This window comes from Alcanivorax sp. (assembly GCF_002733835.1).
Taxonomy (GTDB): domain Bacteria; phylum Pseudomonadota; class Gammaproteobacteria; order Pseudomonadales; family Alcanivoracaceae; genus Alcanivorax.
This window is the reverse complement of the sequence record NZ_NVWY01000014.1, coordinates 1-25,730: the sequence shown is the minus strand read 5'-3', so window position 1 is coordinate 25,730 and position 25,730 is coordinate 1. Positions and strand designations below refer to the sequence as shown.

27 protein-coding genes and 2 pseudogenes are annotated in these 25,730 nt (G+C 53.6%); 9 read left to right on the top strand and 20 right to left on the bottom strand.

What is annotated here, in order from left to right; translation table 11 throughout:
- Window positions 1-72: 72 nt before the first annotated feature.
- Both COA55_RS08610 and COA55_RS08605 read left to right on the top strand, forming a co-directional pair.
- On the top strand, window positions 73-366 hold the full coding sequence (locus COA55_RS08610; protein ID WP_290501530.1) for a YrhK family protein: 294 nt from the start codon (window positions 73-75) through the stop codon (window positions 364-366).
- A gap of 77 nt (window positions 367-443) precedes the next feature.
- Window positions 444-1,715, top strand: a complete 1,272-nt coding sequence (locus COA55_RS08605; protein WP_290501603.1) for an MATE family efflux transporter — start codon at window positions 444-446, stop codon at window positions 1,713-1,715.
- Window positions 1,716-1,856: 141 nt separating this feature from the next.
- Here the strand turns inward: COA55_RS08605 and COA55_RS08600 are convergent, their stop codons facing one another.
- The gene (locus COA55_RS08600; RefSeq protein WP_290501528.1) at window positions 1,857-2,780 is read right to left on the bottom strand and encodes a sterol desaturase family protein; all 924 of its coding nucleotides are present in this window, start codon (window positions 2,778-2,780) and stop codon (window positions 1,857-1,859) included.
- A 143-nt stretch (window positions 2,781-2,923) separates the two neighbouring features.
- On the opposite strand from COA55_RS08600, the gene COA55_RS08595 reads away from it, so the two are divergent.
- Both COA55_RS08595 and COA55_RS08590 read left to right on the top strand, forming a co-directional pair.
- Window positions 2,924-3,946 carry an AraC family transcriptional regulator gene (locus COA55_RS08595; protein ID WP_063521037.1) on the top strand — a complete coding sequence of 341 codons (1,023 nt, stop codon included), beginning with the start codon at window positions 2,924-2,926 and terminating at the stop codon, window positions 3,944-3,946.
- A 244-nt stretch (window positions 3,947-4,190) separates the two neighbouring features.
- Window positions 4,191-5,171 carry a nitronate monooxygenase gene (locus COA55_RS08590; RefSeq protein WP_290501526.1) on the top strand — a complete coding sequence of 327 codons (981 nt, stop codon included), beginning with the start codon at window positions 4,191-4,193 and terminating at the stop codon, window positions 5,169-5,171.
- 252 nt (window positions 5,172-5,423) lie between these two features.
- Here the strand turns inward: COA55_RS08590 and COA55_RS08585 are convergent, their stop codons facing one another.
- Window positions 5,424-5,726: a hypothetical protein gene (locus tag COA55_RS08585; RefSeq protein WP_197468601.1), complete on the bottom strand. Its 303-nt coding sequence runs from the start codon at window positions 5,724-5,726 to the stop codon at window positions 5,424-5,426.
- Between the two features lie 127 nt (window positions 5,727-5,853).
- Window positions 5,854-6,231, bottom strand: a complete 378-nt coding sequence (locus COA55_RS08580; RefSeq protein ID WP_290501524.1) for a VOC family protein — start codon at window positions 6,229-6,231, stop codon at window positions 5,854-5,856.
- A 127-nt stretch (window positions 6,232-6,358) separates the two neighbouring features.
- On the opposite strand from COA55_RS08580, the gene COA55_RS08575 reads away from it, so the two are divergent.
- Window positions 6,359-6,598 (top strand): type II toxin-antitoxin system ParD family antitoxin, encoded by a 240-nt coding sequence (locus COA55_RS08575; protein WP_012140687.1) that lies wholly within the window; start codon window positions 6,359-6,361, stop codon window positions 6,596-6,598.
- Window positions 6,598-6,894, top strand: a complete 297-nt coding sequence (locus tag COA55_RS08570) for a type II toxin-antitoxin system RelE/ParE family toxin (protein ID WP_290501521.1) — start codon at window positions 6,598-6,600, stop codon at window positions 6,892-6,894. Before COA55_RS08575 ends, COA55_RS08570 begins: the two co-directional genes overlap by 1 nt.
- Window positions 6,895-7,013: 119 nt before the next feature.
- Here the strand turns inward: COA55_RS08570 and COA55_RS08565 are convergent, their stop codons facing one another.
- A complete protein-coding gene (locus COA55_RS08565; RefSeq protein WP_290501519.1) occupies window positions 7,014-7,322 on the bottom strand; it encodes a hypothetical protein in 309 nt (102 codons plus the stop codon).
- Window positions 7,323-7,787: 465 nt separating this feature from the next.
- Window positions 7,788-8,549, bottom strand: a complete 762-nt coding sequence (locus COA55_RS08560; RefSeq protein ID WP_290501517.1) for a hypothetical protein — start codon at window positions 8,547-8,549, stop codon at window positions 7,788-7,790.
- Between the two features lie 117 nt (window positions 8,550-8,666).
- Here COA55_RS08560 and COA55_RS08555 point away from each other — a divergent pair, with 117 nt between their 5' ends.
- Window positions 8,667-9,662 carry a helix-turn-helix domain-containing protein gene (locus tag COA55_RS08555; RefSeq protein WP_290501515.1) on the top strand — a complete coding sequence of 332 codons (996 nt, stop codon included), beginning with the start codon at window positions 8,667-8,669 and terminating at the stop codon, window positions 9,660-9,662.
- 113 nt (window positions 9,663-9,775) lie between these two features.
- Window positions 9,776-10,306: pseudogene (locus COA55_RS08550) on the top strand (transposase); the annotation flags it as partial.
- On the opposite strand, the gene COA55_RS08545 reads toward COA55_RS08550, so the two are convergent.
- The 10 genes from COA55_RS08545 to COA55_RS08500 all read right to left on the bottom strand — a co-directional run bounded on the left by COA55_RS08545 (window position 10,253) and on the right by COA55_RS08500 (window position 18,765).
- Window positions 10,253-10,714 (bottom strand): transposase, encoded by a 462-nt coding sequence (locus COA55_RS08545; RefSeq protein ID WP_290501513.1) that lies wholly within the window; start codon window positions 10,712-10,714, stop codon window positions 10,253-10,255. The pseudogene COA55_RS08550 and the gene COA55_RS08545 sit on opposite strands and share 54 nt — an antisense overlap.
- Window positions 10,715-10,892: 178 nt before the next feature.
- Window positions 10,893-11,546: a hypothetical protein gene (locus tag COA55_RS08540; RefSeq protein WP_290501511.1), complete on the bottom strand. Its 654-nt coding sequence runs from the start codon at window positions 11,544-11,546 to the stop codon at window positions 10,893-10,895.
- A gap of 29 nt (window positions 11,547-11,575) precedes the next feature.
- A complete protein-coding gene (locus COA55_RS08535) occupies window positions 11,576-12,130 on the bottom strand; it encodes a GNAT family N-acetyltransferase (RefSeq protein ID WP_290501509.1) in 555 nt (184 codons plus the stop codon).
- 122 nt (window positions 12,131-12,252) lie between these two features.
- Window positions 12,253-12,600 (bottom strand): DUF3024 domain-containing protein, encoded by a 348-nt coding sequence (locus tag COA55_RS08530; protein ID WP_290501508.1) that lies wholly within the window; start codon window positions 12,598-12,600, stop codon window positions 12,253-12,255.
- A gap of 103 nt (window positions 12,601-12,703) precedes the next feature.
- Window positions 12,704-13,123 (bottom strand): hypothetical protein, encoded by a 420-nt coding sequence (locus tag COA55_RS08525; RefSeq protein WP_290501506.1) that lies wholly within the window; start codon window positions 13,121-13,123, stop codon window positions 12,704-12,706.
- A gap of 679 nt (window positions 13,124-13,802) precedes the next feature.
- On the bottom strand, window positions 13,803-14,297 hold the full coding sequence (locus COA55_RS08520; RefSeq protein ID WP_290501504.1) for a hypothetical protein: 495 nt from the start codon (window positions 14,295-14,297) through the stop codon (window positions 13,803-13,805).
- Window positions 14,298-14,379: 82 nt separating this feature from the next.
- The gene (locus COA55_RS08515) at window positions 14,380-15,126 is read right to left on the bottom strand and encodes a hypothetical protein (protein ID WP_290501503.1); all 747 of its coding nucleotides are present in this window, start codon (window positions 15,124-15,126) and stop codon (window positions 14,380-14,382) included.
- A 761-nt stretch (window positions 15,127-15,887) separates the two neighbouring features.
- Window positions 15,888-16,343, bottom strand: a complete 456-nt coding sequence (locus COA55_RS08510; RefSeq protein ID WP_290501502.1) for a hypothetical protein — start codon at window positions 16,341-16,343, stop codon at window positions 15,888-15,890.
- 1,592 nt (window positions 16,344-17,935) lie between these two features.
- The gene (locus COA55_RS08505) at window positions 17,936-18,391 is read right to left on the bottom strand and encodes a hypothetical protein (protein ID WP_290501501.1); all 456 of its coding nucleotides are present in this window, start codon (window positions 18,389-18,391) and stop codon (window positions 17,936-17,938) included.
- Window positions 18,392-18,480: 89 nt separating this feature from the next.
- Entirely contained in the window at window positions 18,481-18,765 is a 285-nt protein-coding gene (locus COA55_RS08500) for a hypothetical protein (protein WP_290501500.1), read from the bottom strand.
- Window positions 18,766-19,106: 341 nt separating this feature from the next.
- Between COA55_RS08500 and COA55_RS08495 the strand changes: the two genes are divergently transcribed.
- A complete protein-coding gene (locus COA55_RS08495) occupies window positions 19,107-20,093 on the top strand; it encodes an integron integrase (protein ID WP_273632609.1) in 987 nt (328 codons plus the stop codon).
- A gap of 264 nt (window positions 20,094-20,357) precedes the next feature.
- Here the strand turns inward: COA55_RS08495 and gcvPB are convergent, their stop codons facing one another.
- The 5 genes and pseudogenes from gcvPB to COA55_RS08470 form a co-directional block, all read right to left on the bottom strand.
- Window positions 20,358-21,824, bottom strand: a complete 1,467-nt coding sequence (gene gcvPB / locus COA55_RS08490) for an aminomethyl-transferring glycine dehydrogenase subunit GcvPB (protein ID WP_063519508.1) — start codon at window positions 21,822-21,824, stop codon at window positions 20,358-20,360.
- Window positions 21,821-23,179: an aminomethyl-transferring glycine dehydrogenase subunit GcvPA gene (gcvPA, locus tag COA55_RS08485; RefSeq protein ID WP_290501499.1), complete on the bottom strand. Its 1,359-nt coding sequence runs from the start codon at window positions 23,177-23,179 to the stop codon at window positions 21,821-21,823. Before gcvPA ends, gcvPB begins: the two co-directional genes overlap by 4 nt.
- Window positions 23,180-23,336: 157 nt before the next feature.
- Window positions 23,337-23,723 carry a glycine cleavage system protein GcvH gene (gene gcvH, locus COA55_RS08480; protein WP_063519506.1) on the bottom strand — a complete coding sequence of 129 codons (387 nt, stop codon included), beginning with the start codon at window positions 23,721-23,723 and terminating at the stop codon, window positions 23,337-23,339.
- A gap of 172 nt (window positions 23,724-23,895) precedes the next feature.
- Window positions 23,896-24,981 carry a glycine cleavage system aminomethyltransferase GcvT gene (gcvT, locus tag COA55_RS08475; RefSeq protein WP_290501498.1) on the bottom strand — a complete coding sequence of 362 codons (1,086 nt, stop codon included), beginning with the start codon at window positions 24,979-24,981 and terminating at the stop codon, window positions 23,896-23,898.
- 136 nt (window positions 24,982-25,117) lie between these two features.
- A pseudogene (locus COA55_RS08470) lies at window positions 25,118-25,730 on the bottom strand (hypothetical protein); the annotation flags it as partial.

Below are 25,730 nucleotides of genomic sequence, written 5' to 3'. Positions count from 1 at the left end.
CTGTCACGGGGAGATGACGGACAGCCCCAGGTGGCCGTGTTAGGCTCCCTCACCCATGCGGCAAGAGGGAACATGATGACATCGACAGCGCCATCTTCCACCGACTCCAGCAGCTGGGCACTGACCCGTGCATTGGTCCACCAGTACCAGTGGTTTCACGTCACTCTGGGCCTGATCGGCAATGGTACCTTTGTTATTGGCAGTGTGTTTTTTCTCTGGGAAAGCTGGCAGCGGGCCGGTACCTGGCTGTTTATTATCGGGTCGGTGGGCATGCTGATCGGTAGCATCGGCAGTGCCATCGTGACCTATGAACGCAGTAAGGGTCGCCAGCCCGGCGATGTGGATGATCAACAGGACAAGACGTGAGCGAGACTTCGCAAACCCATACTGCAAACCTGCCAACCCTGGCGTTGGTCCGCCAGCTCTGGCAGCAGACCTGGCCCATGGCCATGGGCGTCATGTCCCTGCTGGGCTTTTACCTGGTCGACAGTATCTTCGTGGCCCGGCTGGGCACCGCACCGCTGGCGGCCCAGTCGTTCACTTTTCCGTTGGCGTTTCTGGTCATCGGTGTGCAGGTGGGCATCGGTATTGCCATTGCCGCGCTCATCTCCCGGGCCATCGGTGCCGGCCAGCAGGAGCAGGCCAACCGGTTGGGGGCGCTGGTGCTGGTCGGCGGTGGTGTGCTGCAGGGTGTGCTGGTGCTGGTGTTGTTTCTGATCCAGGAACCTGCCTTTGCGTTGCTCGGCGCCAGTGAAGAGATTCGCGCCATGATCCGGCCCTACTGGGCCTTGCAGGTGCCGGCCATGTGGGTCGGTGGGGTGGTGTACTTCGGTTACAGCCTGTTCCGTGCCCACGGCAACACACGTTTTCCCGGCATGATGATGGTGCTCACCAGCCTGCTGAATCTGCTGTTCGATCCGATTCTGATTTTTGGTATCGGCGATTGGCAGGGGTTTGGTTTGCCCGGTGCGGCGCTGGCGACCTTGCTGGCGTTTTCCCTCGGTGGCGTGATTGTTGCTCTATCTCTGCGGGGCAAGGGTTGGGTGCAACGCGCTGGTATGCTGGTGCAGATGCGTGCGTCGGCCTGGCCGTTTGCGGAGATTGCTGGCCCGGCCATGATCAGCCAGTTGATGCCGCCGTTGGCGGCCATGGTGGCCACGGCGCTGGTGGCCCGCTCCGGTGACCAGGCGGTGGCCGCCTGGGGCATGGCCAGTCGCCTGGAAAGTTTCTCCATCGTGCTGGTGCTGGGCATGACCATGGCGCTGCCGCCCTGGCTGGGGCGTTGTTATGGCGCTAACGACTGGGCCACTGTGCGGCGGCTGATGCAGGTGGCGGTGGGCATGGTGGTTGCCTGGCAGGTGCTGCTGGGGCTGGTGATGGCGTTGCTGGCGGCGCCGCTGGCCAGCGTACTGGTCGACACCCCGGCGGTGCAGGCCTATCTGACCTTGCTGATTCGCTGGATGCCGCCCAGCTATGGTTTTCTGGGCGTCTGCATGTTGGTGGTGTCCGCCAGCAATGCGCTGGGCTGGCCCATGCGTGCCGTGCTGATTTCTTTCTTGCGGCTGTTCCTGTGCTATTTGCCGTTGTTGTGGCTGGGCTTCGAGTTGGGCGGTTTTGGTGGCTTTGCCCTGGGCGCGGCCTTCGGCAATGTGCTGGCGGGGGTGATGGCGTGGGGTTTCTATCAGCAGGCGCTGGGAAAGGCAGTTAATAGTTAATAATGAATAATTAATAACGTCACGGTCACGTTTTGTTTTACTGAAACGCATGAGGCCGCGCCCAGACTCTGGGCGCGGCCTCATGCGTTTTGAACATCCCGGCGAGTAAACGCGCAACTATTAATTATTCATTATTAACTATTAATTGCTCTCCCTCTCCCATTCCGGCGGTTTCCACAGGTGTTTCAGGCGCTGGGTTAGCGGGCCTTTCTGGCGCATGGCGCGGAACATGTCTGCGTATTCATGGCACCAGTTCACCACCAGGCTGTTGCTGTACACCGGGCGGGTGATGCCGTATTCCACCGGTTGGTCGTCTTTCTCTTCCACAAAGGTGCCGAACAGGCGATCCCAGATGATGAAAACCCCCGCGTAGTTCCGGTCGATATATTCCGGGTTGCGGCCGTGGTGCACCCGGTGATGGCTGGGCGTATTGAAAATGTATTCGATGGCCGGGTGCAGTTTGCCCACCAGGGTGGTGTGGATGAAATACTGGTATACCAGCGACAGGGCATAGCACACCCCGATCCATACCGGGTTGTAACCGAGAAAGGCCAGCGGCACGTAGAACAACCAGCCGCCGTTGAAGATGTTGGTGGCATTCTGGCGCATGGCGGTGGAGAAATTCATCCGCTCGGAGGAGTGGTGGGTCACATGGGCGGCCCAGAACCAGCGCACCCGGTGTGAGGTGCGGTGGAAGCCGTAGTAGCAGAAATCCACCAGAAACCACAGGGCGATGGCGGTAAAGACGTTGAGCTCAATATCGAGCAACCGGTGCTGATACGCAAAGGCATACACGGGGAAGGCGATCAGCCCGGCGAACAGCAGCTCGGTGGTCTGGTAGCCGGCACCCAGCATGAAATTGAGCCAGGATTCACGGCCATCCACCAGCCGGTTGTTGTGGCGAATCTTGCGGTATTCCCACAGGAACAGGCCAATAAAAAGCGGCGTGGCCACCACAAAGATCAGCTGTCGGGCATCCAGCGCCAGCCAGTCGGGCAGGGCATTCCATAGGGGCGCCAGGCCGCTGTTCAGCCAGACGTTGTTGAACCAGTCCATCAGTGCCATAGAAACCTCGAAGCTCGGTGAGGAACGCGGTGGAACGTGGAAGATGGCAGTGTGCGACAAGCGCGGCGGATAGTATTGACTATCCATGCCTTATTTTTGACAATTTAGGCCAACAGGGTAAACGTCACCCACAAGGAGAGACCATGGCCGCTGCCATGCGCGTCACCGGGGCCTGGGTACAGTTGCTGACCGACTGGCTGGACCGGGAAAACCTGCCTGCCCCTGCATTGCGCACGGTGCTGGACAGCCGCTCGCCAGCGGATGTGGTGCCGCTGCCGCTGTGGCGGGATCTGCTACAGCAGGCGGTGTTGTTGCGCCCGGAGCGGTTGGCGCCGGGGCTGGAAATCGGCGCCATGATCCAGCCCCGCCATGTGGGCATGCTGGGCTATCTGATTCTCACCTGCCGGACCCTGGGCGAAGCCATGCTGGCCTACCAGCGCTATGAGACCCTGTTCTACGGTCAGGACATGGTGGAGGTGGTGGGGCAAGGTGATCAGATGCTGGTGCGCTGGCCCGGGGAGGACTCCACCGGGGAGCTGGCGGACAGTGTGGCTATCGCGGCGCTGGTCAGCTTTCTGCGTCGGCAGGTGGATACGCCGCCGGTGCCTACCCGTGTTGATTTTGCTTTCCCTGGCCCCGAGCCGTCGATCCGGGCGGCGTTTGAAGCCTTTTTCGGCTGTCCGGTCCAGTTCGCTCAGGCGCACACCTGCGTTGCCTTTCCTGTCCACTTTCTTGCCATTGCCTTGCCGCATAGCGACCCGAGCATGCGCAGCCTGCTGGACCGGCAGGCCCAAGCCATGCTGTTGGCCCTGCCGGATTCCGACAGTTTTGATCGTGCCCTGCAGCAGGCGATGGTGCGCTTGATGCCGGAAGCGGCGGTGACCCTGCCGCGTCTGGCAGCGGAGCTGCACATGTCCGTGCGCACTTTGCAGCGTCGCCTAACCGAGCGGCAGTTAACCTGGCGGGAATTGCTGGACCGCACCCGCGAGCAACTGGCCCGCCACTACCTGGCCGACCAGTCACTGACGTTGGGGGATATTGCCTTGCTGCTGGGCTTTTCCGAGCACAGTGCTTTCAGTCGCGCCTACCGGCGCTGGACGGGAAACACCCCGGCACGGGCCAGAAAGCAGGCAGCAATGGCATACAAAACAGAAAATGCTGTGTAGTTTGGTGCTTTCGGCCGACGTGGATCGGCGAAACGCGCAGGCCGCGAATTCAGCGGGTGTTGGGCGATGGTTGTCGGCGTTGCTACCCGAACCAACCCAGTCGGTGAGAATTCCGGTCATTGCTGGCACGCCGTGCGGCGTGATTAATTTCCCGCCATCGTGCTCCGCGAGACGCCCTCCGTACGTTGAAACGACGCTGAACTGAGAGGCTGGTGGAGACAGGCACAATGAGAGAGGAACACCGATGAAAACGCGTATTACCGAATTGCTGGGCATTGAGTACCCGATCGTTCAGGGCGGCATGCAGAACGTGGGTTATGCGGAGCTTGCCAGTGCAGTCTCCAACGCTGGCGGCCTGGGGATCATCACCGCCCTCACGCAGCCGACCCCGGAAGACCTGGACAAGGAAATCAAACGCTGCAAGGAAATGACCGACAAGCCCTTCGGTGTGAACCTGACCATTCTGCCGACCATCAAGCCGGTGCCCTACGATGAATACGCCCGGGTAATTTGTGAAAACGGTGTCACCGTGGTGGAAACCGCCGGCCGTAACCCGGAACCGCATATGCCCCTGTTCAAGGAATACGGGGTGAAGGTGGTGCACAAGTGCACCTCAGTGCGCCATGCGCTCAAGTCGGAAAAAGTGGGTGTGGATGCGGTATCCGTGGATGGCTTCGAATGTGCCGGCCACCCGGGGGAAGATGACATTCCCAACCTGGTGCTGCTGCCGGCGGCGGTCCGTGTACTGAAAATTCCCATGCTGGCGTCCGGCGGTATCGGCACCGGGGCGCAGATGGCGGCGTGTCTGGCGCTGGGTGCCGATGGCATCAACATGGGTACCCGTTTCCTGGCCTCCAAAGAGGCCCCGGTACATGAAAACATGAAGAGAGCCATTGCCGAGGCGTCCGAACTGGATACCGCGCTGATCTTCCGTCCCTTGAAAAATACCGCTCGTGTGTACAAGAACGCGGTGGCCACCAAGGTCAACGAAATCGAACGCGAAAAAGGTCAGGACATGAAGTTTGAATACATCGTGGATCTGGTGGCTGGTGTGAAAGGCAAGGCGGCGCTCACCTCCGGTGAAATTGATGGTGGTATCTGGACGTCGGGGATCGTGCAGGGGCTGATCGATAGTTATCCGAGCTGTGCGGAAATCATCGATGACATTATCAGTGAATGTACCGGCACTATTAATCAGCGTCTGGCAGAAATCATGAAAAGCTAGGGAGCCTCTGAATAACGCCTTGCGTACTCAGCGTGGCCTGGAGCGTTCAGCTGTTGTGTCTTGTCTCGATGGTCAGGGTGGTTCCCTTTCCGAGAGGCAAGGCGCAGCAGATGGGCGCTCCAGGCCGCGCCCTTCGGGTCTTTCAGGCTGGCCCGCACTCGTTGTTGTACTTTTTCGATGGATGGACATACACCTTCAAAAGCGCGCCTAGATTGCGAACCAGCCTGAAAGACTGAGCATGCAAGGAGTTATTCAGAGGCTCCTTGAGGCATAGCCGGGCAACAGCATCAACAGGGCATCCAGGCGATGGTAAAACCGCCGCGCCACCCGGCTCATGGCAAACAGGCCGGCGAGCAAGCACACCAGCACCATCGCTAAAACGGTCACCAGGTCCGCCACCGCAATCCCGCCAATCGACTCCAGAGGCACAAAGCGCTGCACCGGCGCCGCCAGGCGCGACATAAGATCAAACGCCTTGCCAAACACCACCATGAGCACAACAACCGGGATAAGAAACGCCACCCCGCCAATCAAGGTTGCCTTGAGAAAATGCATCCATTCATCCTCATTCTGAATGACTTCTGGATAGCATATTAATGGCGGAGGGACTAGCGAGGAGGGGGCTCACTGAAACGAAGAAGAGGGGCCACGCGTGCAGCCCCGTAAGTTGTATCGACCTGATTTACGGCCCGCCTGGATCAATATCCTCACCAAACATGATCCGGTGACCATCCGGTGTGGCTACACCAAACTCACGCAATCCCCAGGGCTTATCCGCGATCTCCTGACAAATATCAGCGCCACGCTTTTGATAATCCTGGTAAAGGTCGTCGATGCTCTCACAATTCACATAGGCGAAATACGAATGCTCGTTGGTATCACCGGCAGACATTTCGTCCGGGCAATGGCCTACCATTACATGAAAACCGCCCAGGCTAAGAAAAGACCAGCCGTCCACACGAAAACGGACGGAAAATCCAAGCTTGTCCAGAAAGTAGTTTTCCGTGATTTCGAGGTCCCTGACTGCCAGCACATGCTGGGTTGCTTTTACTTTGAACACCGGTGATTCCTTTCATGGGTTTACTTGCAGGCATACCGCTACGCGCTCACGCGCTTGTCGCGTGGATTGCATTGCTATGTCGCTTGGACCAAAATATACCAATTATTGGTACTATCGAGGTAGCATCATGCAAAAGAACACCAGCATCACTTTAGGCCAACATTTTGATGCGTTCATTGCAGAACAGCTCAAAAATGGCCGATACAGCTCAACCAGCGAGGTCGTTCGTGCCGCATTACGCCTGCTTGAAGAGTCTGAAACCCGCCTGACGACACTTCGTAAACTGCTCAAGGAAGGCGAGGACAGTGGTTTCGAAGACTACTCCTATGACTCGTTTATTCGTGAACTGGACAATGAAGGGCGCTGATGCCAAGTTTCAGGCTTTCCAGGAAGGCCAAAGCTGACCTCAAATCTATTGCCCTATACACGGAGCGTGAATGGGGTCGGGATCAACGAAACCACTATCTTCACCAGTTCGACCAATGCTTCCACCTTCTGGCCGATAATCCGAACTTGGGGCAAGCTTGCGATGAGATAAGTCCGGGCTACCGACAGTACCCTCAGGGGAGCCACATCATATTTTATCGTCTAGCCACCGAGGGAATTGTTGAAATTATCCGCATCCTACACAAACGCATGTTGCCTGAGGGGCATTTGCTTTAGGGCATAACGTCCAGTGCCGGCGCAGCCAGCCCGGAGCGCATTTTGTGTTAATGTTTGAGCGCCAGCGAGTAACACAAAAGGTGCGTAGCGCTGGCCACTGCTTGTTAGGCTGATGGACCTCAAGACTCCGTATAGTGGTTCATGATTTCCTCAGCCTTACGCTCTGAGATCACACCGAAAAGTACACTTGCGTCTAAGTAAGAAAGAAAATACTGAACCTCTAAAGAAACGCCTTCCGGCTCCATATCCCGATTCATGTCATCTCTGACGATTTCTTCAATCTCTGAAATGACATTTTCTATAACCGACGCTTTTGATATACCTCGATTTTTTGCTGCATCTTTTGTGGCACAAATTGCAATCTTAAGTACCTCAGAAATTTCTGTAGATTGCTTTTCAACCACGCCGCCATAGCTATTATTTTCCATGGCAACGGTAATTTCTTCTAACCAGTGTTTATTTTTTCTTGGCACTTTAATTGATTTTTAATTGATCCTAGCGCCGTGTTAACTGGCCCAGCGTAGCTGGGTCCAGTTGAACACTTTGTTAGGGAACCTCTGAATAACTCCTTGCATGCTCAGCGTGGCCTGAAGCGTGCAGCTGTTGTGTCTTGCCTTGATGGTCAGGGTGGCTCCCTTTCCGAAAGGCAAGGCGCAGCAGATGTGCGCTTCAGGCCACGCCCTTCGGGTCTTCCAGGCTGGCTCGCACTCGTTGTTGCACTTTTTCGATGGATGGACATATCTCGATCCCAGTTAGGGGACACCTTCAAAAGCGCGCCCTCTGTGCCCCGAATGGGGTATAGATTGCGAACCAGCCTGGAAGACTGAGTACGCAAGGAGTTATTCAGAGGTTCTCTTAGGCTAATTGTGAGCAAACAAGCCAGAAGACCAAAATTATTTGCCAGCTTCTGCAATAATATCAAAATTATGAATATTTTTTAGAACACCGTTATCCCACCCGCCAACGACAAGATCATCCGCTTGGGCCTGGAGGGCAGCAGCAACTTTCCCGGCAAAGTGAGCTTCTCTTCCACTCTCATCGGTAAAGGTATCAAAAATACCAAAAGTGTTGCTATCTAATTTAAGTGATGTCCATAACAACGTTTTTGGTTCAGTTTCTGCGACAACAGATGCGGCTCCGATCAATAGCTGCTGTAATTCTTGCTCTTTTCCTGGTTGGGCTTTTAACAATATATAAGTTGCGCTTGTTGCATTTTCTAAGTCTGTGTCAGGTTTTTTATAGGATAAAACGCTAAAGTTAGAAATATTAGCAACAACCCCCTTATCCCAACCATGCTCTACGAGCGTATCTGCATTGGTATTTAATGCGGCTGCTACTTTCCCTGCAAAGTGCTCTGACCGGCCCGCTTCATCTGGAAAAAAATCAAAAATTCCGAAACTGCCATCGTTTTTTTTAAGCGCATACCAATACAATGTATTGGGTTCAGTTTGCGCGACCAGTGTTGCGCCTTCCTTTAGAAAAGCAGTTAGCTCTTTGTCTTGTCCAGACTTGGCCTCAAATGGAATATAGGTTGCTTCTTTCATGATAGTCTCCTGTTTTGGTACTTCTGAGCGTGATATAGACGCATTCATTAAAATGAATAGAAATACAGTTAGATAAATACTTGCTTTACGCATAGGATTGAAAATTTTCATAAATTCCCCTTACGTTGAAATCGAGGTGCCATTGTAGGGATTGGCGCAGCTTGACCGGTAGTGGCAAAAAAGACAACATTCATGCAATATCTGCCATTATTTGTTTGGAGTGTATGGATGACGACAATTGTGATTCTTTCAGTGAATAACGCCTTGCCATCAGGGCTTATGGGCATGGTTGATATCTTTGCATTAAGTGGTTTGCATTTTGTGCAGAAGTCTGGAGATGGAGCACTTTCGAAGGTGGAGTGGCACCCAAACGTGATTTTGGCGAATCATGATGGGCAGCCGATAACTGACGGGCATGGGCGTACTTTTGAGGTCGACTCTGATTTTGCTTCAATTAAGCATTGCGATGCAGTGTTGGTACCGGGGTTTATTCCAAATGGTCAAGGACACCCACCCAAAACCACTACAGATATGCTTACCTGCTCATGGTTGGCTACACAATATAAAAAAGGAGCGCTCATGTGTGGCTCTTGTAGCGGTGTATTTGCACTTGGAGAGGCGGGCTTACTTAATAACCGAAAATGCACTACCACGTGGTGGTTACATGATGAATTAAAGCAACGATTCCCAAAGGCGAATGCGGTATGGGCAAGTGAATTAATTGATGATAACGGTATCATCACTGCTGGTGGCCCACTTTCCTGGGTCACTATTGCATTGCATATAGTGAAAAAGCTTGCTGGTATTGAAACGGCGAAGGTTGTGGCTGATTTTTCTGTCGTTGATGCGATACCAAAATCTCAAAACCTGTATGTGCCGGAGGGGTATCAGGCTTCAAACAATCCATTCCTGGCAAAAGCGGAATATACCATTCGTAAAGCACACTACCAAACCATGAGCGCTGGTGATTTGGCAAAAATAATGGCTGTTTCTGAACGTACGCTAAATCGTAAGTTAAAAGAGTTAACCGGAGAAACCCCCAAAGCCTTTATTGACGGGGTTAGAATAAGCCATGCTTGCACATTGTTAGCAACCACCAATACGTCCGTAAAGGAAATCGCCCTTTCTCTGGGTTATACGGACGATAGCGTATTTCGTCGTCTCTTTAAGCAGAAAATAAAAATGACACCTTCCAACTATCAACAACAAAGACGCAATAATTAAAGTTAAGCTTTTAGCTGATATTCCCCACCAAAAGTAGACACTGATTTACGCACACATCTTCAGGTATTCCTGCTCATACGTATTTGGGCTTTTGTACCCCAGCGCGCTATGCCGCCTGTGTGGATGGCTTGAAAGGCTTCCCTGAAGCCATCGAGAGCATTTACCCGAAAACGGAAATCCAGCACTGCGTCATTCACCAGATCCGTAACTCACTGAAGTATGTGGCCTCGAAAAACCAGAAAGCCTTCATGGCCGATCTGAAGCCTGTTTACAAAGCTGCCACGCTCAACGCTGCAGAAATCGCACTCGATGAACTGGAGGCCAAATGGGGCGAGAAATATCCGATGGTGATCAAGTCCTGGCGGGACAAATGGCCAACTCTGTCGGCCTACTTCAAATATCCCGATTACGTCCGCACGGCGATTTACACCACCAATGCGGTGGAGGCTATGCATCGCCAGTTCCGCAAGCTGACCAAGACCAAGGGCGGCTTCGCCAGTGAGAACGCCTTACTGAAGCTACTCTATGCCGGTATACTCAAGGCGTCCGAGCGCTGGACGCACCCGGTGCAGAATTGGAATCTGACGCTGTCACAGATGGCCATCCACTTCCCCGAGCGCCTGGACGAATACATCAGCCTGTGAGGCTGCTGGCTGTGACACAGAGTTTTGAACACCCTCCTTGTCTTTGCTGAAGTACGCCGTCGCCTTTTTTAGGAATTCATTTTCCTCTTTCAGATCCGCGATCTCTCTTTTGAGCGCACGCATCTCTTCGCTTTCCTGCCGGGAGTAATCAACACCTTGCATGCTATTGAACTGCTTATCAGAAAGTCGTTTGTACTGCCTGCGCCAGTTATAAATCTGACCAGGGTGGATACCGAGCTCACGAGCCACCAATTCAGCGGGTGAGTCATCGCGAAGCCACCAGTCGAGCGCAGACTTACCCGAGCCACCGCCAGGCTTCGCCTCTTTGTTTGTTTTAACCTGTATCGTCCGCGCATCGCCGTCTTTGGGTGAATAAGCAACCAGATCGACACCGGTGTCAGTAGTCATGGGTGCGGATTCTATCCCGCACAAAAGGAGACGGTACTGAACCAACAATTCCCCACACTTTCCGATCTGGGCCGTAGTTAACGTCATGGACTCCCTTTTCATCTAACGCCCGGCTCACGCGCCGATTGGGAGCCGCGAAGCGGCGGAAAATTGGTCGCTGTGCAGCCGATTGTTATATTCATAGATGCTCAACTAACCACTGCACTACTCGAGGCTTCCCCACAGGGGAGTACCGACTAAGATGTGGTAAGCCTGCCACATAAACTGGCCTATCATTGATACGACAACGAAAGCCTTTTACCTGCCAGTTGCCATGACCCGATGGCATTTTCTCTTCTTTTCCCCCAAACATCGCATGCAAATATCCGTAAGGGGAATCGACAGAGTTTCCGAATGCGATTATTAGCTTCGGTTGTACTACTTTCAGAATGGCTTCATGAACTGGCCAGCATCTCTTGGCTAAAGAAAAACTTATGTCGTTAGCCGATCGACTTTGAAAGAAAATCAAGTTACTCGCACAGACCGCTGAAGTTTCCAGCCCAAGTTCGTTGAGCAACCAGCGAATTCTTTTTTGAAGTGGAGCTTCCCCAGGCTCCCATGCGCCATTACCATTGCTCCAGCTCTCATCAATGTATGCGTTATCACTGTATGACAGCATCAACTGTACGCTTTCACCAAGTGGCGCTCCATTGCTGCCACCCGGATTAAAGCCGAGCAAGTAAACACTTCCGGGCGTCAATGTCTCATGGCTGCTGTAAAGGATGCCTCCTGGCTCCCCCAATAGATCCGAGAGGCTCTCCTTAGCAATGCTCGGAATTTCATCCTTTGTCATGCGTACTCCGCTGAATATAACGCCCGCCATCACGCGCTTGTCGCGTGCATGGCATTGTTATGCAATGTTTTCCATTGCTCCAAGGTCAGGCAGTATAGCCTCACCGGTCGACCATGAAATTCCAGTACATCAAAGCTGGAAAATCCTGCTTTCTCAGCGACCTTTAACGATGCCAGATGCTCGGGCTCTATGATCACTACCACTGAATCGAACAGCTTCTCTCCAAAAACATAATTGAGAACTGCTCTAGCCGCTTCAGATGCTAGCCCTTTGTTCCAATAGCGCCTGGCCAGGCGGTAGCCGAGATTGATTTCCTCGACATCACCAACCATTTCTGGCGCAGCACCGCAGAAGCCTATGAGCTCAGGAGCTTTTTTGTCGATTAGTGCCCACGGCCCCACACCATGTGATTCGTAACAGGATAAACACCACTCAACGAATTTTCGGGTAGCAGCCTCATCACAAACGCCATTAACTGAATGCCTCATCACCTCCGGATCGCTGAGAATTTTACTCAATTCGGGAACATCGCCGAGGGATAGCCGGCGTAAAACTAACCTCTCCGTTTCAAAAGCTTGCACCATAGCCTCCCTGTGCATAACGCCCGGCTCACCGGGTAAATTTTTGATGGCGGCCTTTGTGCGGCCTTATGCACAAAGGGTGACAGCGGAAATTTATCCGGTGCAGCCACTTGTTATGTGTCCTTTCAGCCAAAGAAGCACCCATGGGAGTCCTCATTGACCACTGACAGGAAGTCCTCAAAGAAATTCACTTCTGGCTTTGGCTGGTAGGAATGCCACTTCAGATCCTGGCGCTGCCAATATATCTTCCAGCATTTCTGAGTCTTTACATACGTAGCTTTTGCCACAGGAATCTCAATTTTTGAGGCTGGATTTCTCCATTCTGGCCGGATTTCGAATATCTCCACACTTTGATTGTGAATACGATACCCCAAATCAAACTCCTTCCGAATATGCGGAGCTGGCCTGCGGAGCTCCATGAATTTCTCCATTTCTCGCTCGCAGCGCTTCTCTTCGAACTCACTTATCGCCATGGCTCAAACTCGACAACGGGCATACACATAACGCCTGGGCTAAGCCGCCGGGACGGAGCGCAGCGGAGTACCGGTCGGCTTGAGCCCCTTGTTACACGTTTGGCTAGAGTACATGCAGGAAATCCAACTTCACCTTATAAAATGAGCCTGCATCAATGAATTCCCACCCCGAAGTAAGATCACTGAATTCATTGTTTAAAGGCACATCGTACTCAAAGGCATAATTATGCGTTCCCTCTAGCGGATAAACACTTGGACTGCCGCTGCCGGAAATGCTTTTGGGGTTGCTATACACAATCTCCGGGTGCTGTTTACGGAACATGGTACCCTCGCAAAAGTGGTCATTTTCTATTTCTTGCCGAAAGGTCTCAGGGGTGTACATTTCGCCGTATGATGGCGGCAAATCTATTAGGACGAATGCTTCTTCCCATCTATCTTCCGAGATCAGCTCGAACCAGTTTTCCACAAACTGCTCAAATATTTTCTCTGGTTTATCACCGCTCTTCTTTATCATTTCGATCACGTGTAACGCTGCGAGCAGCGGCGCGTATTTTGCGTCCGCTGCCTTGCCTGGTTAGGTTGGCGACACGCCACTGCCAACTACTGGCACGATGTGAGCCTGCGAACCCAACCTGAATTTATGGCACCTACAAGAACGCAGACTTTGCAGCTACCGCCAACCTGGGATGTGGCAACCCACAACGAACGGGAGAGCCTTGCCACAATCACGAACCTCAACAACGGCACCAGGAACGAAACTGCCGGATATGTGAACCGGCACGATACCTGATGCTGGACTGCCTGCTACTGGCAGTGAATTCAAAATCGCTCCGGCCTCAATAAACAGGAAAAGGCAGAGCAACCTAACGCCTTGCGCAGCGGCGCGAGGTACGAGCGTCCGGCCCCGCAGGGGCGAACTGCCGCTACTTGTTATGTCTTTTGACTTGGCGAGCAGCTTGCCACACATAAAGAACAAACAAGGCAACCTGAGCAACATAGTCATAAACACTTGTTTCCCAATGATCTGGATGGACATCACTTGGCTGAAATATAACTGTCGTTGCTATAAGGCACACAAAAGCCAAAACCAGATAGACAAAGGTACCAACGATCAATCTAGCCACAAGCAAAGCCTTCACCCTCCCTGGACATAACGCCCGCCATCATGCGCTTGTCGCATGCATGGCTTTGTTAAAGGATTACTAACGCGCCACATCATTAATCTTGCCTGCAACCGTCCTCGCTTTCATCACAAGAAAAATCCCACTTATGACTTCAAAGGCAGTAGCGACCATGTTGGCTTTTATTTCTACGGACATTTCAGAAACACCCAACTCCTTCCCCATAATAATTACCGATAGGTAATACAGGGAATCAACCGCACCGTACCAGAAAACAAACAAACCAATCGCAGCAACAAAAACCGCCAGCAAAGAGACAGGAGGCATCTTTTCAGGCTTAGCATCAATGCCACCAGATGCCATCAAGCGACCAACCACTCGAGCGGAGAACCAAAGAATGAACACAAGAGCCCAGCTTGTTAAAGCCACCACCAAAATAGGCCATACCGAGGTGTCATCACCATAGGGGCTACCCTGGTAGAAAAACTGAAATACCCCAAAAAACTCTCTAACGGCTTGAAAGAAAAATAAAATAGCTACGAGCCTAACCCCAATAGCCACATAAGAACTGAGCATCTCCCCCCCCCTTTAACGCTCGGCACACGTGCCGATTTGTAGCCGCGAAGCGGCGAAAAAGCGGTCACCGTGCTGCCGCTGGTTATGTGCCATTTCGGCTAACTACGTATCCTCCCGATAACATAGAAGCATCTACCTGTTTACACAGTTCCCTTACCGAATCTATTGCCGACTCAACCAATGGATATCCCAGGGGAAGCTTTTCTCCAGATATCGCTGGCACAATATCGCCATATTTACTGACAAACTCACCATCAGCTATGCCTGATGCATGAATGAATAAATGCCTCATTTCAAGATGGGCCATCGCAGTTTTCTTTACAGCTTCATCAACAGACGCATTCCCTTTGCTCAAAATTTCATCCAGTAGCTTTTGCGTACTTCGTTGATTTTCAAGCTTTCTGAATACGGACTCTATCATTTCACGATTAATTGCTTCGATATCTCCAAGCTCTACTATTTTCTTGTAGGGGATATTGCCTCCATGACTTCCAACGACTCGCAATGGGTCGTGGTGATATATCTCTGAAAGCAACCCTTTAACATACTCAGAAAAATGAGTGTGGAGAATGATTATCGTATATTGGTGAGTGCATGACTTGGAGTGACTCAGAATTCGCGGATTAACACGGATTGGATGATTCAGCTCCGTGTACTTTCGCGATGAATATCCTAACGCTTCGGCAATTTTCTTATTTCTGTCAGGCTCTGCTTTCATCGCTTTATAGGCGTTCACCAAGGCAATATCGACAGTTTGAACATGCTGCTTCAAATCGTGGATTCTTCCTCTAAACCTCTGGAAGGAAATGGTTTCAGGTCTCGCTGGCACTACATTCTCCTTACTACATAACGCCGCGAGCAGCGGCGCGTGTTTTTGCGTCCGCTGCCTTGCCTGGTTAAGTGGCGACACACCAGCCTAACCAAAGACCACGATGTGAGCCTGCGAACCAGACTACATTTATGGCACCCGCAAAAACGCAGACTTTGAAGATGCCCCCAACTTGGATTGTGGCTGCCCACAACGAACGGGATAGCCCAGCCACAACCACCTTACCCAACAATGGCACCAGGAACGAAGCTGCCGGATATGTGCCCCGGCACGGAGCCTGATGCTGGAGCGCCAACTACTGGCACCGATTTATGAACTGGCTCTGCCCTTCGATGAATAGAAAAGGCAGAGCCATTTAACGCTGCGAGCAGCGGCGCGTATTTTGCGTCCGCTGCCTTGCCTGGTTAAGTGGCGACACACCAACGACACTACTGGCACGGTGTGAGCCTGCGAACCAGACTGAATTTATGGCACCCGCAAGAACGCAGACTTTGCAGCTACCCCCAACTTGGATTGTGGCCGCCCGCAACGAACGGGAACGCCCAGCCACAACCACCTTACCCAACAATGGCACCAGGAACGAAGCTGCCGGATATGTGGCCCGGCACGGAGCCTGATGCTGTGGCGCCAACTACTAGCACCGATTTATGAACTGACTCTGACCTTCGATGAATAGAAAAGGCAGAGCCATTTAACGCCTTGCTCACAGGAAAATTGCGAGCTTGCGAGCAAATTTTCCTGTGCAGCTAATTGTTAAATTCTTAGCAGCTATTAACTAATACCGAAAGATCAATGAATGCCGCTCTTAACTTATCATTATTTCTTAGCCTTTCCCGAAAGTCACTTACTCTATAAATAGGCTCACCAAGTAAAACTTCAATTTTATTCCTTAACTTCCACTCTTTAGAGATAACCCATTCACCCCCAACTTTTGAAAGTGTTACGTGAACAGGTTTTTCATCCAACATTCCGTTTACAACAACTTGCGAGGAACAATCCTTACCCTCAAAGCACTTGCATCCTTCTGACGAGCCGCCAATAGAAACAATCACACCAGGGTATATATCATTCACCCTCCGCGTTATTTTCTCGATCTCATAATCCGTCAAGTTTTCATACCTCAGCCCTGTATCAGGAAGAGGCTCATAAGGAACCAACCCCCAGGAAGAAACTGAGAAGAAGATAAAAACAGTGTATAGAGCAATTTTTACACTCATAACCTCATAAAATTTAACGCTGCGAGCAGCGGCGCGTGTTTTTGCGTCCGCTGCCTTGCCTGGTTAAGTGGCGACACACCAGCACAACTAGTGGCACGGTGTGAGCCTGCGAACCAGACTGAATTTTTGGCACCCGCAAGAACGTAGACTTTGCAGCTACCCCCAAACTGGAATGTGGCCGCCCGCAAAGAACGGGAAAGCCCAACCACAATCACCTTACCCAACAATGGCACCAGGAACGAAGCTGCCGGATATGTGGCCCGGCACGGAGCCTGATGCTGCGGCGCCAACTACTAGCACCGATTTATGAACTGACTCTGACCTTCGATGAATAGAAAAGGCAGAGCCATTTAACGCTGCGAGCAGCGGCGCGTATTTTGCGTCCGCTGCCTTGCCTGGTTAAGTGGCGACACACCAGCACAACTAGTGGCACGGTGTGAGCCTGCGAACCAGACTGAATTTATGGCACCCGCAAGAACGCAGAGCTTTGCAGCTACCGCCAAACTGGATTGTGGCTGCCCGCAACGAACGGGAAAGCCTTGCCACGACCACCTTACCCAACAATGGCACCAGGAACGAAGCTGCCGGATATGTGGCCCGGCACGGAGCCTGATGCTGGATCGCCAACTACCGGCACCGATTTATGAACTGGCTCTGCCCTTCGGTGAATAGAAAAGGCAGAGCCATTTAACGCCCGGCGCAGCAGGCAAATTGTAGTGAGGAACGAACGGAAATTTGGTCTGCCTGGCGCCGCTTGTTAGGTCTTCCATGCTTAAAGAACATAGAATTCACCTTCACAAACTTGAACAGTGAAATCCTCATATGGGCCCTCTTGGGTCACAAACACTAAGACCGTATCGCAAGAAAACGATAGAAAGAAATGGAAATCATCCCTTTTCCCCCACCCAACGACCTTACTTCCAATCAAATCCTCTAACCCACAGGTGGTTATCCATGAACCGGAGAAAAGTTGCTTCGCCCCCCCCATTCTTCTCTAGCAGTAACTCGCCACCACCTACGATAGATGCCCCATCGAAGTTAAGCTGTACTTGATACTGATCGATGCAAATCTGGGACAATTCCTCCCCTTCAACTGCACTTAGATCAAAATCATCCGGTATTCGATTCATTCAACCACCAGACCTAACGCTGCGAGCAGCGGCGCGTATTTTGCGTCCGCTGCCTTGCCTGGTTAAGTGGCGACACGCCAACGCCACTACTGGCACGGTGTGAGCCTGCGAACCAGACTGAATTTATGGCACCCGCAAGAACGCAGAATTTGCAGCTACCCCCAAACTGGATTGTGGCAACCCACAACGAACGGGAAAGCGCAGCCACAAACACTTTATCCAACGATGGCACCAGGAACGAAGCTGCCGGATATGTGGCCCGGCACGGAGCCTGATGCTGCGGCGCCAACTACCGGCACCGATTTATGAACTGGCTCTGCGCTTCGATAAATAGAAAAAGGCAGAGCCATTTAACGCCTTTGTAACAGGCATTTTTTGTGTAGTGGAGTTTTGCGGTAAAGTGGCGAAGCCACCGCAAAACGGAGCGCAGCAAAAAATGTCCTGTTGACAAACTTGTTAGCCTCAGATGCCCAGTGCATGAGACACACTCGACATTACTTGGTTAGCCAACTCAGCTTCTTGTTGAGCCACCTTAATTTCGCCACTATCGAAAAAGGCTTTTTCATGCACTAGCTCTTTACGTGTCGCTTTGAATGAATCTGTTTTATCCAATATCTCAGGAGATGAAACACCCAGTAAAATTAACTTTTCTCGATATGACTTGAAATCATACTTTTTGAATTCATCTTCGCCGTGCTTGGCGACTATTTGCTGATGTAGGATTGCCTCTAGCCACATACCCGTAAATACCACCACAATCATCGACTGTTTAAATGAATTATGGGTCGGATCATACTTAATAATGTAGCCATCAGACCCATCATTTTTCGGAGTTCTTCCCTCATCCAAAAGAGAGCACATTTTCAAATATGCCTCTTCTGATATTTCCTTATAAATAGATGCATTTGAATAAACCATGCTCTGATTTCCTTGTGAGGCTAACGCCGGCCATCATGCGCTTGTCGCATGCATGGCATTGTTAGCAGTGTACATGGCTCGCGCCTCTATCAATGACCAAAATACGGCAGCACAATAAACGGAAGAACAACTCCAAACACCACAACCAACCCCGTTTGCTTTATGAAGCCCTTCGGCCAACCGACAACCAAAAAAATAATCCACAACCAAGCAACTGAAGCAGACAAAAGTCCTTCTGATTTATAAATACCAGAGACATACATGCCGTAGAAGACAATCAACGGCGTCAACTTCAGCATACGCAGAAGTTGACGCCCTTCTTCGGCACTCTCTTCTTTGATGGACTCTAAGTGAGATTGTCTCTGATTCTCCAAGTAGACTCTCCAGTTTTAACTGGCTAACAGCGTATTAGTTAGAACGTTCCGCATAACTCGGCTCCTCATAACTCTGAAACCAAGGAGCGTCGTCCCGAGGAAAATCCTGCCATAACAACAGGTTAAGATGCTATAGCCAATCTCTTACACGGAGTTATGCGGAACGTTCCTCATAACTCTGTACCCCGACCGTCAAACCCTTTTTTTATTTTTCCCATATTCATCAATAAGATAGCCATGATGCAAGCATCATGATTTCGGAATAAACACTGCTTCCGTTGAAAAAGGGGCAGGGCAACTGCACTATACTATACTGTCATTTTGAACAGTAAGGAGTTGTCATGGATGACATCCCTCGCTCTCTTCCTGCAAAGCCAGTAAAGCTGATGGACCAGTTCCGGTTTTGGCTCAGGCAAAACCAGTACAGCTATCGTACAGAACAGACCTATGTACTCTGGGTGGTTCGATACATCCGCTATAACCAACTGCGCCATCCTTCTACCATGGGGGCCAAGGAAATACAGGCATTCCTGTCCTATATGTCTGTCCAGCGGCATTGCAGCCCCTCAACTCAGAAAATTGTTCTGAATGCTTTGAATTGTTTCTATCGTCGATTTTTGCAGCAGGATTATGGTGAATTGAATTTTCGCCAATCCAAGCGTAAACCCCGCATCCCTGCCGTTTTTTCTGAGCAGGAAGCCCAGGCGGTGATTGCCTTGCTCTCTGAACCGTCTCAACTTATCTGTGAACTGCTTTATGGCGCAGGGCTAAGGGTGTCAGAAGCACTTCGCATTCGTATCAAGGATCTCGATTTTGATCGGATGATCATTACTGTGCATCAAGGTAAAGGCGACAAGGACAGGAGAACACTGCTTCCCAAGTCTTGTGAGGAGCGTCTGCGCCAGCAAATTGCGATTGCATCCAACCTTTATGAGATGGACCGAAAAAATGGCGTTGGCCCTGCCTGGATGCCGCATGCATTGAGCCGAAAATATTCAGGGGCAGGCTCGCAACGAATCTGGCAATTTATCTTTCCCTCCAAAGAGCCCGCCAGAGATCCTCAAACCGGCATTATCCGCCGCCATCACTATCATCAGGACAATGTTCGCAAGCATGTAAAGCAGGCAGCTGCAGAAGCGGGGATCACCAAACTCTGTGGCCCCCACACCTTCCGACATTCGTTCGCCACTCACTTGCTGGAAAAGGGTTACGACATACGCACCGTCCAAGAGCTACTGGGCCACAGCGATGTGTCGACCACCGAGCGCTATCTGCATGTGATGAATCGGGGAGGACTAGGGGTAATCAGTCCGCTGGATCGGGGGTAGGCGGGTGGGAGATTCAGCTTGCCGAACGAAGGGTCTTTGATCCTGGGTTTTGTTCGCCCCTCCAGTGGGGCTCCTACAGCGAGAACAGCAATACTCCGAAATCCACCCTCCGTGAACTCTGAGCCCTCTGTGGTAAATCCGCTTTTGATTTTTGCGTGCTGCATGTTGCGTGAAGCGTGTTGCAGCCGCGAAGCGGCATAAAAAACCCGGCTTTCGCCGGGTTTTAATCGCTTCAGACATGTTGCGTGTTGCGTGCTGCGTCTCTTATTCGCTCCAGGTCAGGTCCAGTTCCCTGGCTGCTTTCACGTCATCCAGGCGACGTACCGGCTGGGTGAAGGGGGCTTCTTTCACCCTATCCGGTTCGTTGCGCGCTTCTTCCAGGATGGCGGCCATGGCCTCCACGAATTCGTCCAGCGCTTCCTTGCTTTCGGTTTCGGTGGGTTCGATAAGGAAACACTCCGGCACCAGCAGCGGGAAGTAGGTGGTGGGTGCGTGCTGGTTGTAGTCCAGCAGGCGCTTGGCGATATCCATGGCGGTGACGCCCAACTCTTTCGCTTCTTTTGCGAAAGTGAGGATGAACTCGTGGCTGGCGCGACGATCCGGGTAGGCGGCGGTGCAGCCCACCGCTTCCAGTCGCTTGAGCAGATAGTTGGCGGCCAGGGTGGAGAATTCGCCCACGCGGATCATGCCTTCGCGGCCCAGTGAACGAGCGTAGAAGTAGGCACGCAGCAGCACCCCGGCGTTACCCATAAAGGCACTGAGGTGACCGATGCTGGTGTCCAGAGTGTCGGTGTCGATCCAGTGATAGCTGCCATCATCACGCTGGCCGGCCATGGGGGTGGGCAGGTAAGGCAACAGACGCTCGGAGACACCCACCGGGCCAGCACCGGGACCACCGCCGCCATGGGGGGTGGCGAAGGTCTTGTGCAGGTTCATGTGGATCACGTCGAAACCCATGTCACCGGGACGCACCTTGCCGAGGATGGCATTCAGGTTGGCGCCATCGTAATAAAGCAGTCCACCGGCTTCGTGGACGGCTTTGGCGATGTCTTCAATCTGCCGTTCGAACACGCCACAAGTAGACGGGTTGGTCATCATCAGGCCGGCGGTCTGTGGGCCGCAGGCAGCCTTGAGCGCTTCCAGGTCCACGTCGCCATCCGGGCCGACCGGCACTTCACGGACCTTGTAGCCACACATGACGGCGGTGGCCGGGTTAGTGCCGTGGGCGGCGTTGGGGATCAGGATTTCAGTACGCTGATCGTCGCCGCGTGCATCGTGGTAGGCACGGATCATGGCCACGCCGGCAAACTCACCCTGGGCCCCGGCCATGGGGGCGAGGGATACGCCCTTCATGCCGGTGACTTCTTTCAGGAAGTTCTGCAGTTCGAACATGCAGCTGAGGAAACCCTGGCTGTGGCTTTCCGGCGCCAGCGGGTGGCGGTTCAAAAAGCCCGGCAGCATGGCGGCACGGTTGGCTCCACGGGGATTGTACTTCATGGTGCACGAGCCCAGCGGATAGAACTGTTTGTCGATGGCGAAGTTCTTGGCTGAAAGGTTGGTGTAGTGGCGCACCACCTGCATCTCGGACACTTCCGGCAGCCCCGGTTTTTCCTTGCGGCGCAGGTGCGCAGGAATGGCGGACAACTTGTCCTCCGCCAGCGCCTTGGGCGCTTGGGAAGTGGCGCTACGGCCCGGGTGAGACAGTTGGAAAATCAGTTGTGTCTCGCTCATGCCAGCACCTCCTTCAGCGCCGCTGCAAACAAATCCAGATCACCTTCGCTGTGCACTTCGGTGGCGTTCACCAAAATCGCGCTGGCCATGTCGTAGTCTTTCGCCAGGCTCACACCGCCCAGCACGTCTTTCTCGGCCAGCGCCGCCAGCACCTGATCCGCCGGCTTGGGTAAAGTCAGCACCACCTCGTGGAAGGTGGGCGCGGTGAAGGCACGCTCTACACCGTCGATGGCGGTGAGCTTGTCGGCCAGTGCCTGGGTGTTGGCATGGCAGTGGGCCGCCACATTGCCGAGGCCATCCGGCCCCAGCAGGGAGGTATAAATGGTCGCCGCCGTCATGGCCAGGCCCTGGTTGGTACAGATGTTACTGGTGGCCTTGGAGCGGCGGATGTGTTGTTCGCGGGCCTGCAATGTCAGGGTGAAACCCTGCTTGCCTTCCATATCCACGGTGCGGCCGATGATACGGCCCGGCATTTGCCGAACGTGTTTTTGCTTGCAGCACATGAAGCCGAAGTACGGGCCACCGGAGGACAACGGCACACCCAGCGGCTGCCCTTCACCCACAACGATATCCGCACCTTCTGTGCCCCATTCACCGGGAGGCGTCAGCAGCGCCAGGGAAGTGGGGTTCACCACACCGATAACCAGCATCTTGTTGGCATGGGCCCAATCGGTGAGCGCATCCACTTCTTCCAGTGAACCGAAGAAGTTGGGCTGGCTGATCACCAGTGCGGCAAAATCTTCACCCTCATAGGGCTTGAGCATCTCCAGTGGGGTCTGGCCGCCGGCGGCATCGAATTCCACCATCTCCAGTGCCACGTCCTGGTTTTCCACGATGGCGCGGGTGGCGCTGGTGTAGCGCGGGTTCAAGGCGGTGGGGACCAGCACCTTGCGGGACTTGCTCTTGCGATTGGCACGCAGGCTCATCAGCACCGCTTCGGCCAGGCCGGACGCACCGTCGTAGACAGAGGCGTTGCTCACGTCCATGCCGGTGAGGCGAGTCATCAGGGTCTGGAATTCGTAGATCACCTGCAGGGTGCCCTGGCTGGCCTCTGCCTGGTACGGCGTATAGGCGGTGTAGAACTCACCCCGGGTGGCAATTTCCCATACCGCCGCCGGAATGTGGTGCTGGTAGGCACCGGCCCCGATAAAGCTCACCGCGCCAGCGTCCTGGGCGGCGCGCTTGCTCATCAGGCGGGTCACTTCCATTTCGCTCAGGCCTTCAGGCAAGGCATCCAGCTTGCCAGCGGCTTTCAGGTGCGCAGGAATCTCATCGAACAAATCTTCGATGCTGTCGGCGCCAATGGCGACGAGCATGGCACGAACGTCATCGGGGGTATGGGGGATGTAGGGCATGGGGGCTACCTGGATAGGTTGGGTGTTGGCTTTGCATTCCTCAGCACTGAAAACGTGTTGAGGATCAGCTACGAGCCACGAGCTTCGAGCTACGAGAAAAATCTTTTACTCGCAGCTAGTAGCTAGAAGCTCGCAGCTGCGAATAACGGTAATGCCGTTATTCGCTATCGATCTGCGCCTGGTACTGGTCGGCGGTGAGCAGGTTGTCCAGCTCGCCTTCGTCGGTCAGCTGCACTTTGAACAACCAGCCGCCTTCATAGGGAACGTTGTTGACCAGTTCCGGCTCATCTTCCAGTGCTTCGTTGATCTCAACGATTTCACCGGACACCGGGCTGTAAATGTCGGAGGCCGCTTTCACGGATTCCACCACACCGGTTTCATCACCGGCGGCTACCACCTGGCCCACTTCCGGCAGTTCCACATAGACCAGATCGCCCATGGCATCCTGAGCGTGGTCACTGATACCAACGGTGGCAACACCGTCTTCTACCTTGGCCCATTCGTGGCTGGCGGCATAACGCAGCTCGGCTGGAATCTCGCTCATTGTTTTCTCCTGTTAAGAGTCGCTTGCACGCGACACGCTTCACGCATGCACGCTGAAATAGTAAATGTGTTTTCGCAGGAGCTTGCTTGCAAGCGAATTCCCCCGAGGGTACCGCGAGCAGGTTCGCTTACAAGCAAGCTCCTACAGCAGGTTTCGATTACCGTTGTGGAACTTACAGCTCTTTGTACACGACCTCGCCATTACGCACGAACGGCGGCTTGACCACCTGGGCGACCTGGCGCTTGTTGCGGATCTCCACATCCACCTTGCCGGTCGCCCCTGCCGGCAACCGCGCCAGGGCGATGGATTTGCCCAGTGTGGGCGAGAAGGTACCGCTGGTGATTTCCCCTTCTTCGCCATTGGGCATCAGTACTTTCTGGTGGGCGCGCAACACGCCCTTGCCTTCCAGGATCAGGCCCACCTGCTCGGCGTGGCCGTTTTCCTGCTGGTTGAGCAGTGGCTGGCGACCGATGAATTCGCGGTCGTTGAGCATCACCGTCCAGCCCATGTTGGCTTCCCACGGCGTAATGGTGTTATCCATATCGTTGCCGTACAGGTTCAACCCGGCTTCCAGGCGCAGAGTGTCACGGGCGCCCAGGCCGATGGGGGCAACGCCGGCGGCCAGCAACTGGCCCCACAGGGTCACGGCATCCGCGTTGGGCAGCATGATTTCCACGCCGTCTTCGCCGGTGTAGCCGGTGCGGGCGATCATCCAGTCACCGTCCTGCGCGAAGGCAAAAATTTTCAAGCTGCTGACTGCCTCGGCACGGGCGCCGCTGAGCAGGCCGGCAAGGATCTCGCGGGCCTTCGGCCCCTGAATCGCCAGCATGGCCAGTTCCGGGCGCTCATGAATATCCACGGCAAAACCGCCGGCCTGCTTTTCCATCCAGTCCAGGTCGGTCTCGCGGGTCGCGCAATTTACCACCAGTCGGTAGCCATTGTCCTGTTTATAGACGATAAGGTCGTCGATCACGCCGCCATTGTCGTTAAGCATGCCGGTGTACAGGGCACGGCCCGAATCAATGCGGTCCACATCGTTGGCCAGCAACTGGCGCAGGTAATCACGGGCACCGGCACCGGCACCGGCGATATCCACCACGGTCATGTGGGAGACATCGAATACGCCAGCATTTTGACGCACGGCGTGATGTTCCTCGATCTGGGACCCATAGTTGATCGGCATATCCCAGCCGCCGAAGTCCACCATCTTGCCGCCGGCGGCGAGATGGGCGTCGTATAAAGCTGTGCGGTGAGCCATAAAAAGCACCATGGAACGAGTGAGTGGGGAATTATATCGACACGGGGCCGGGCGGCATAGGCTGGGCCGGGAATCCGTATCCACAAAAAAGCCGGCCCGCAGGCCGGCTTGACTATCACCGTCAGGGACGGTGGCGTTACTGCGGTTTCTTGATGGACCCGCTCTGGAAGGTAAGGTTCACCCCACCCGCCGGGATCTGCAGGTCGATGGTGGCCAGAGCCCCACCAATACGCACGTCGATATTCTGCGCAGCCAGGCTCAGCAAGCCAATGACCAGACGGCCATCGGGGAGGAAATCCACCGGACCGGACAACTGGAGATCATCCAGCGGGTAGCTGTGCAGGTTGAACGGCAGCCCCAACGGCGCTTCCATTTCCGGGGCGTCGAGCAACAGGTCCAGCGTGGTATCGAACATCAGCTGGTCTTCAGCGGCGTCATAGCGGATCCAGCCGGTTAGCGGCTGGGTGCGATTGCCGCTGCCATCGTCGGCATAACGGGCACGCATGACCAACGGCTCGGTGGGCACGTTCGGGCTGACCAGGCCGGCAATCTGTGCGTAGACGTCGGTGTTGGTTGTGATCAGCACCGGTGGGTACAGCGTCACTTCCACCGCCTGTTGAGCGACCGCGAAACCTGCATGTTCCGCATCCTGCTGGATGGTTTGGGCGACCCGACTGCTCTTCAGTTCAGCAACGGTGCGGCAAGCGCGGCGTCTGGTGCTGTCTAGGGGGTCACAATAGAGCGCGTCC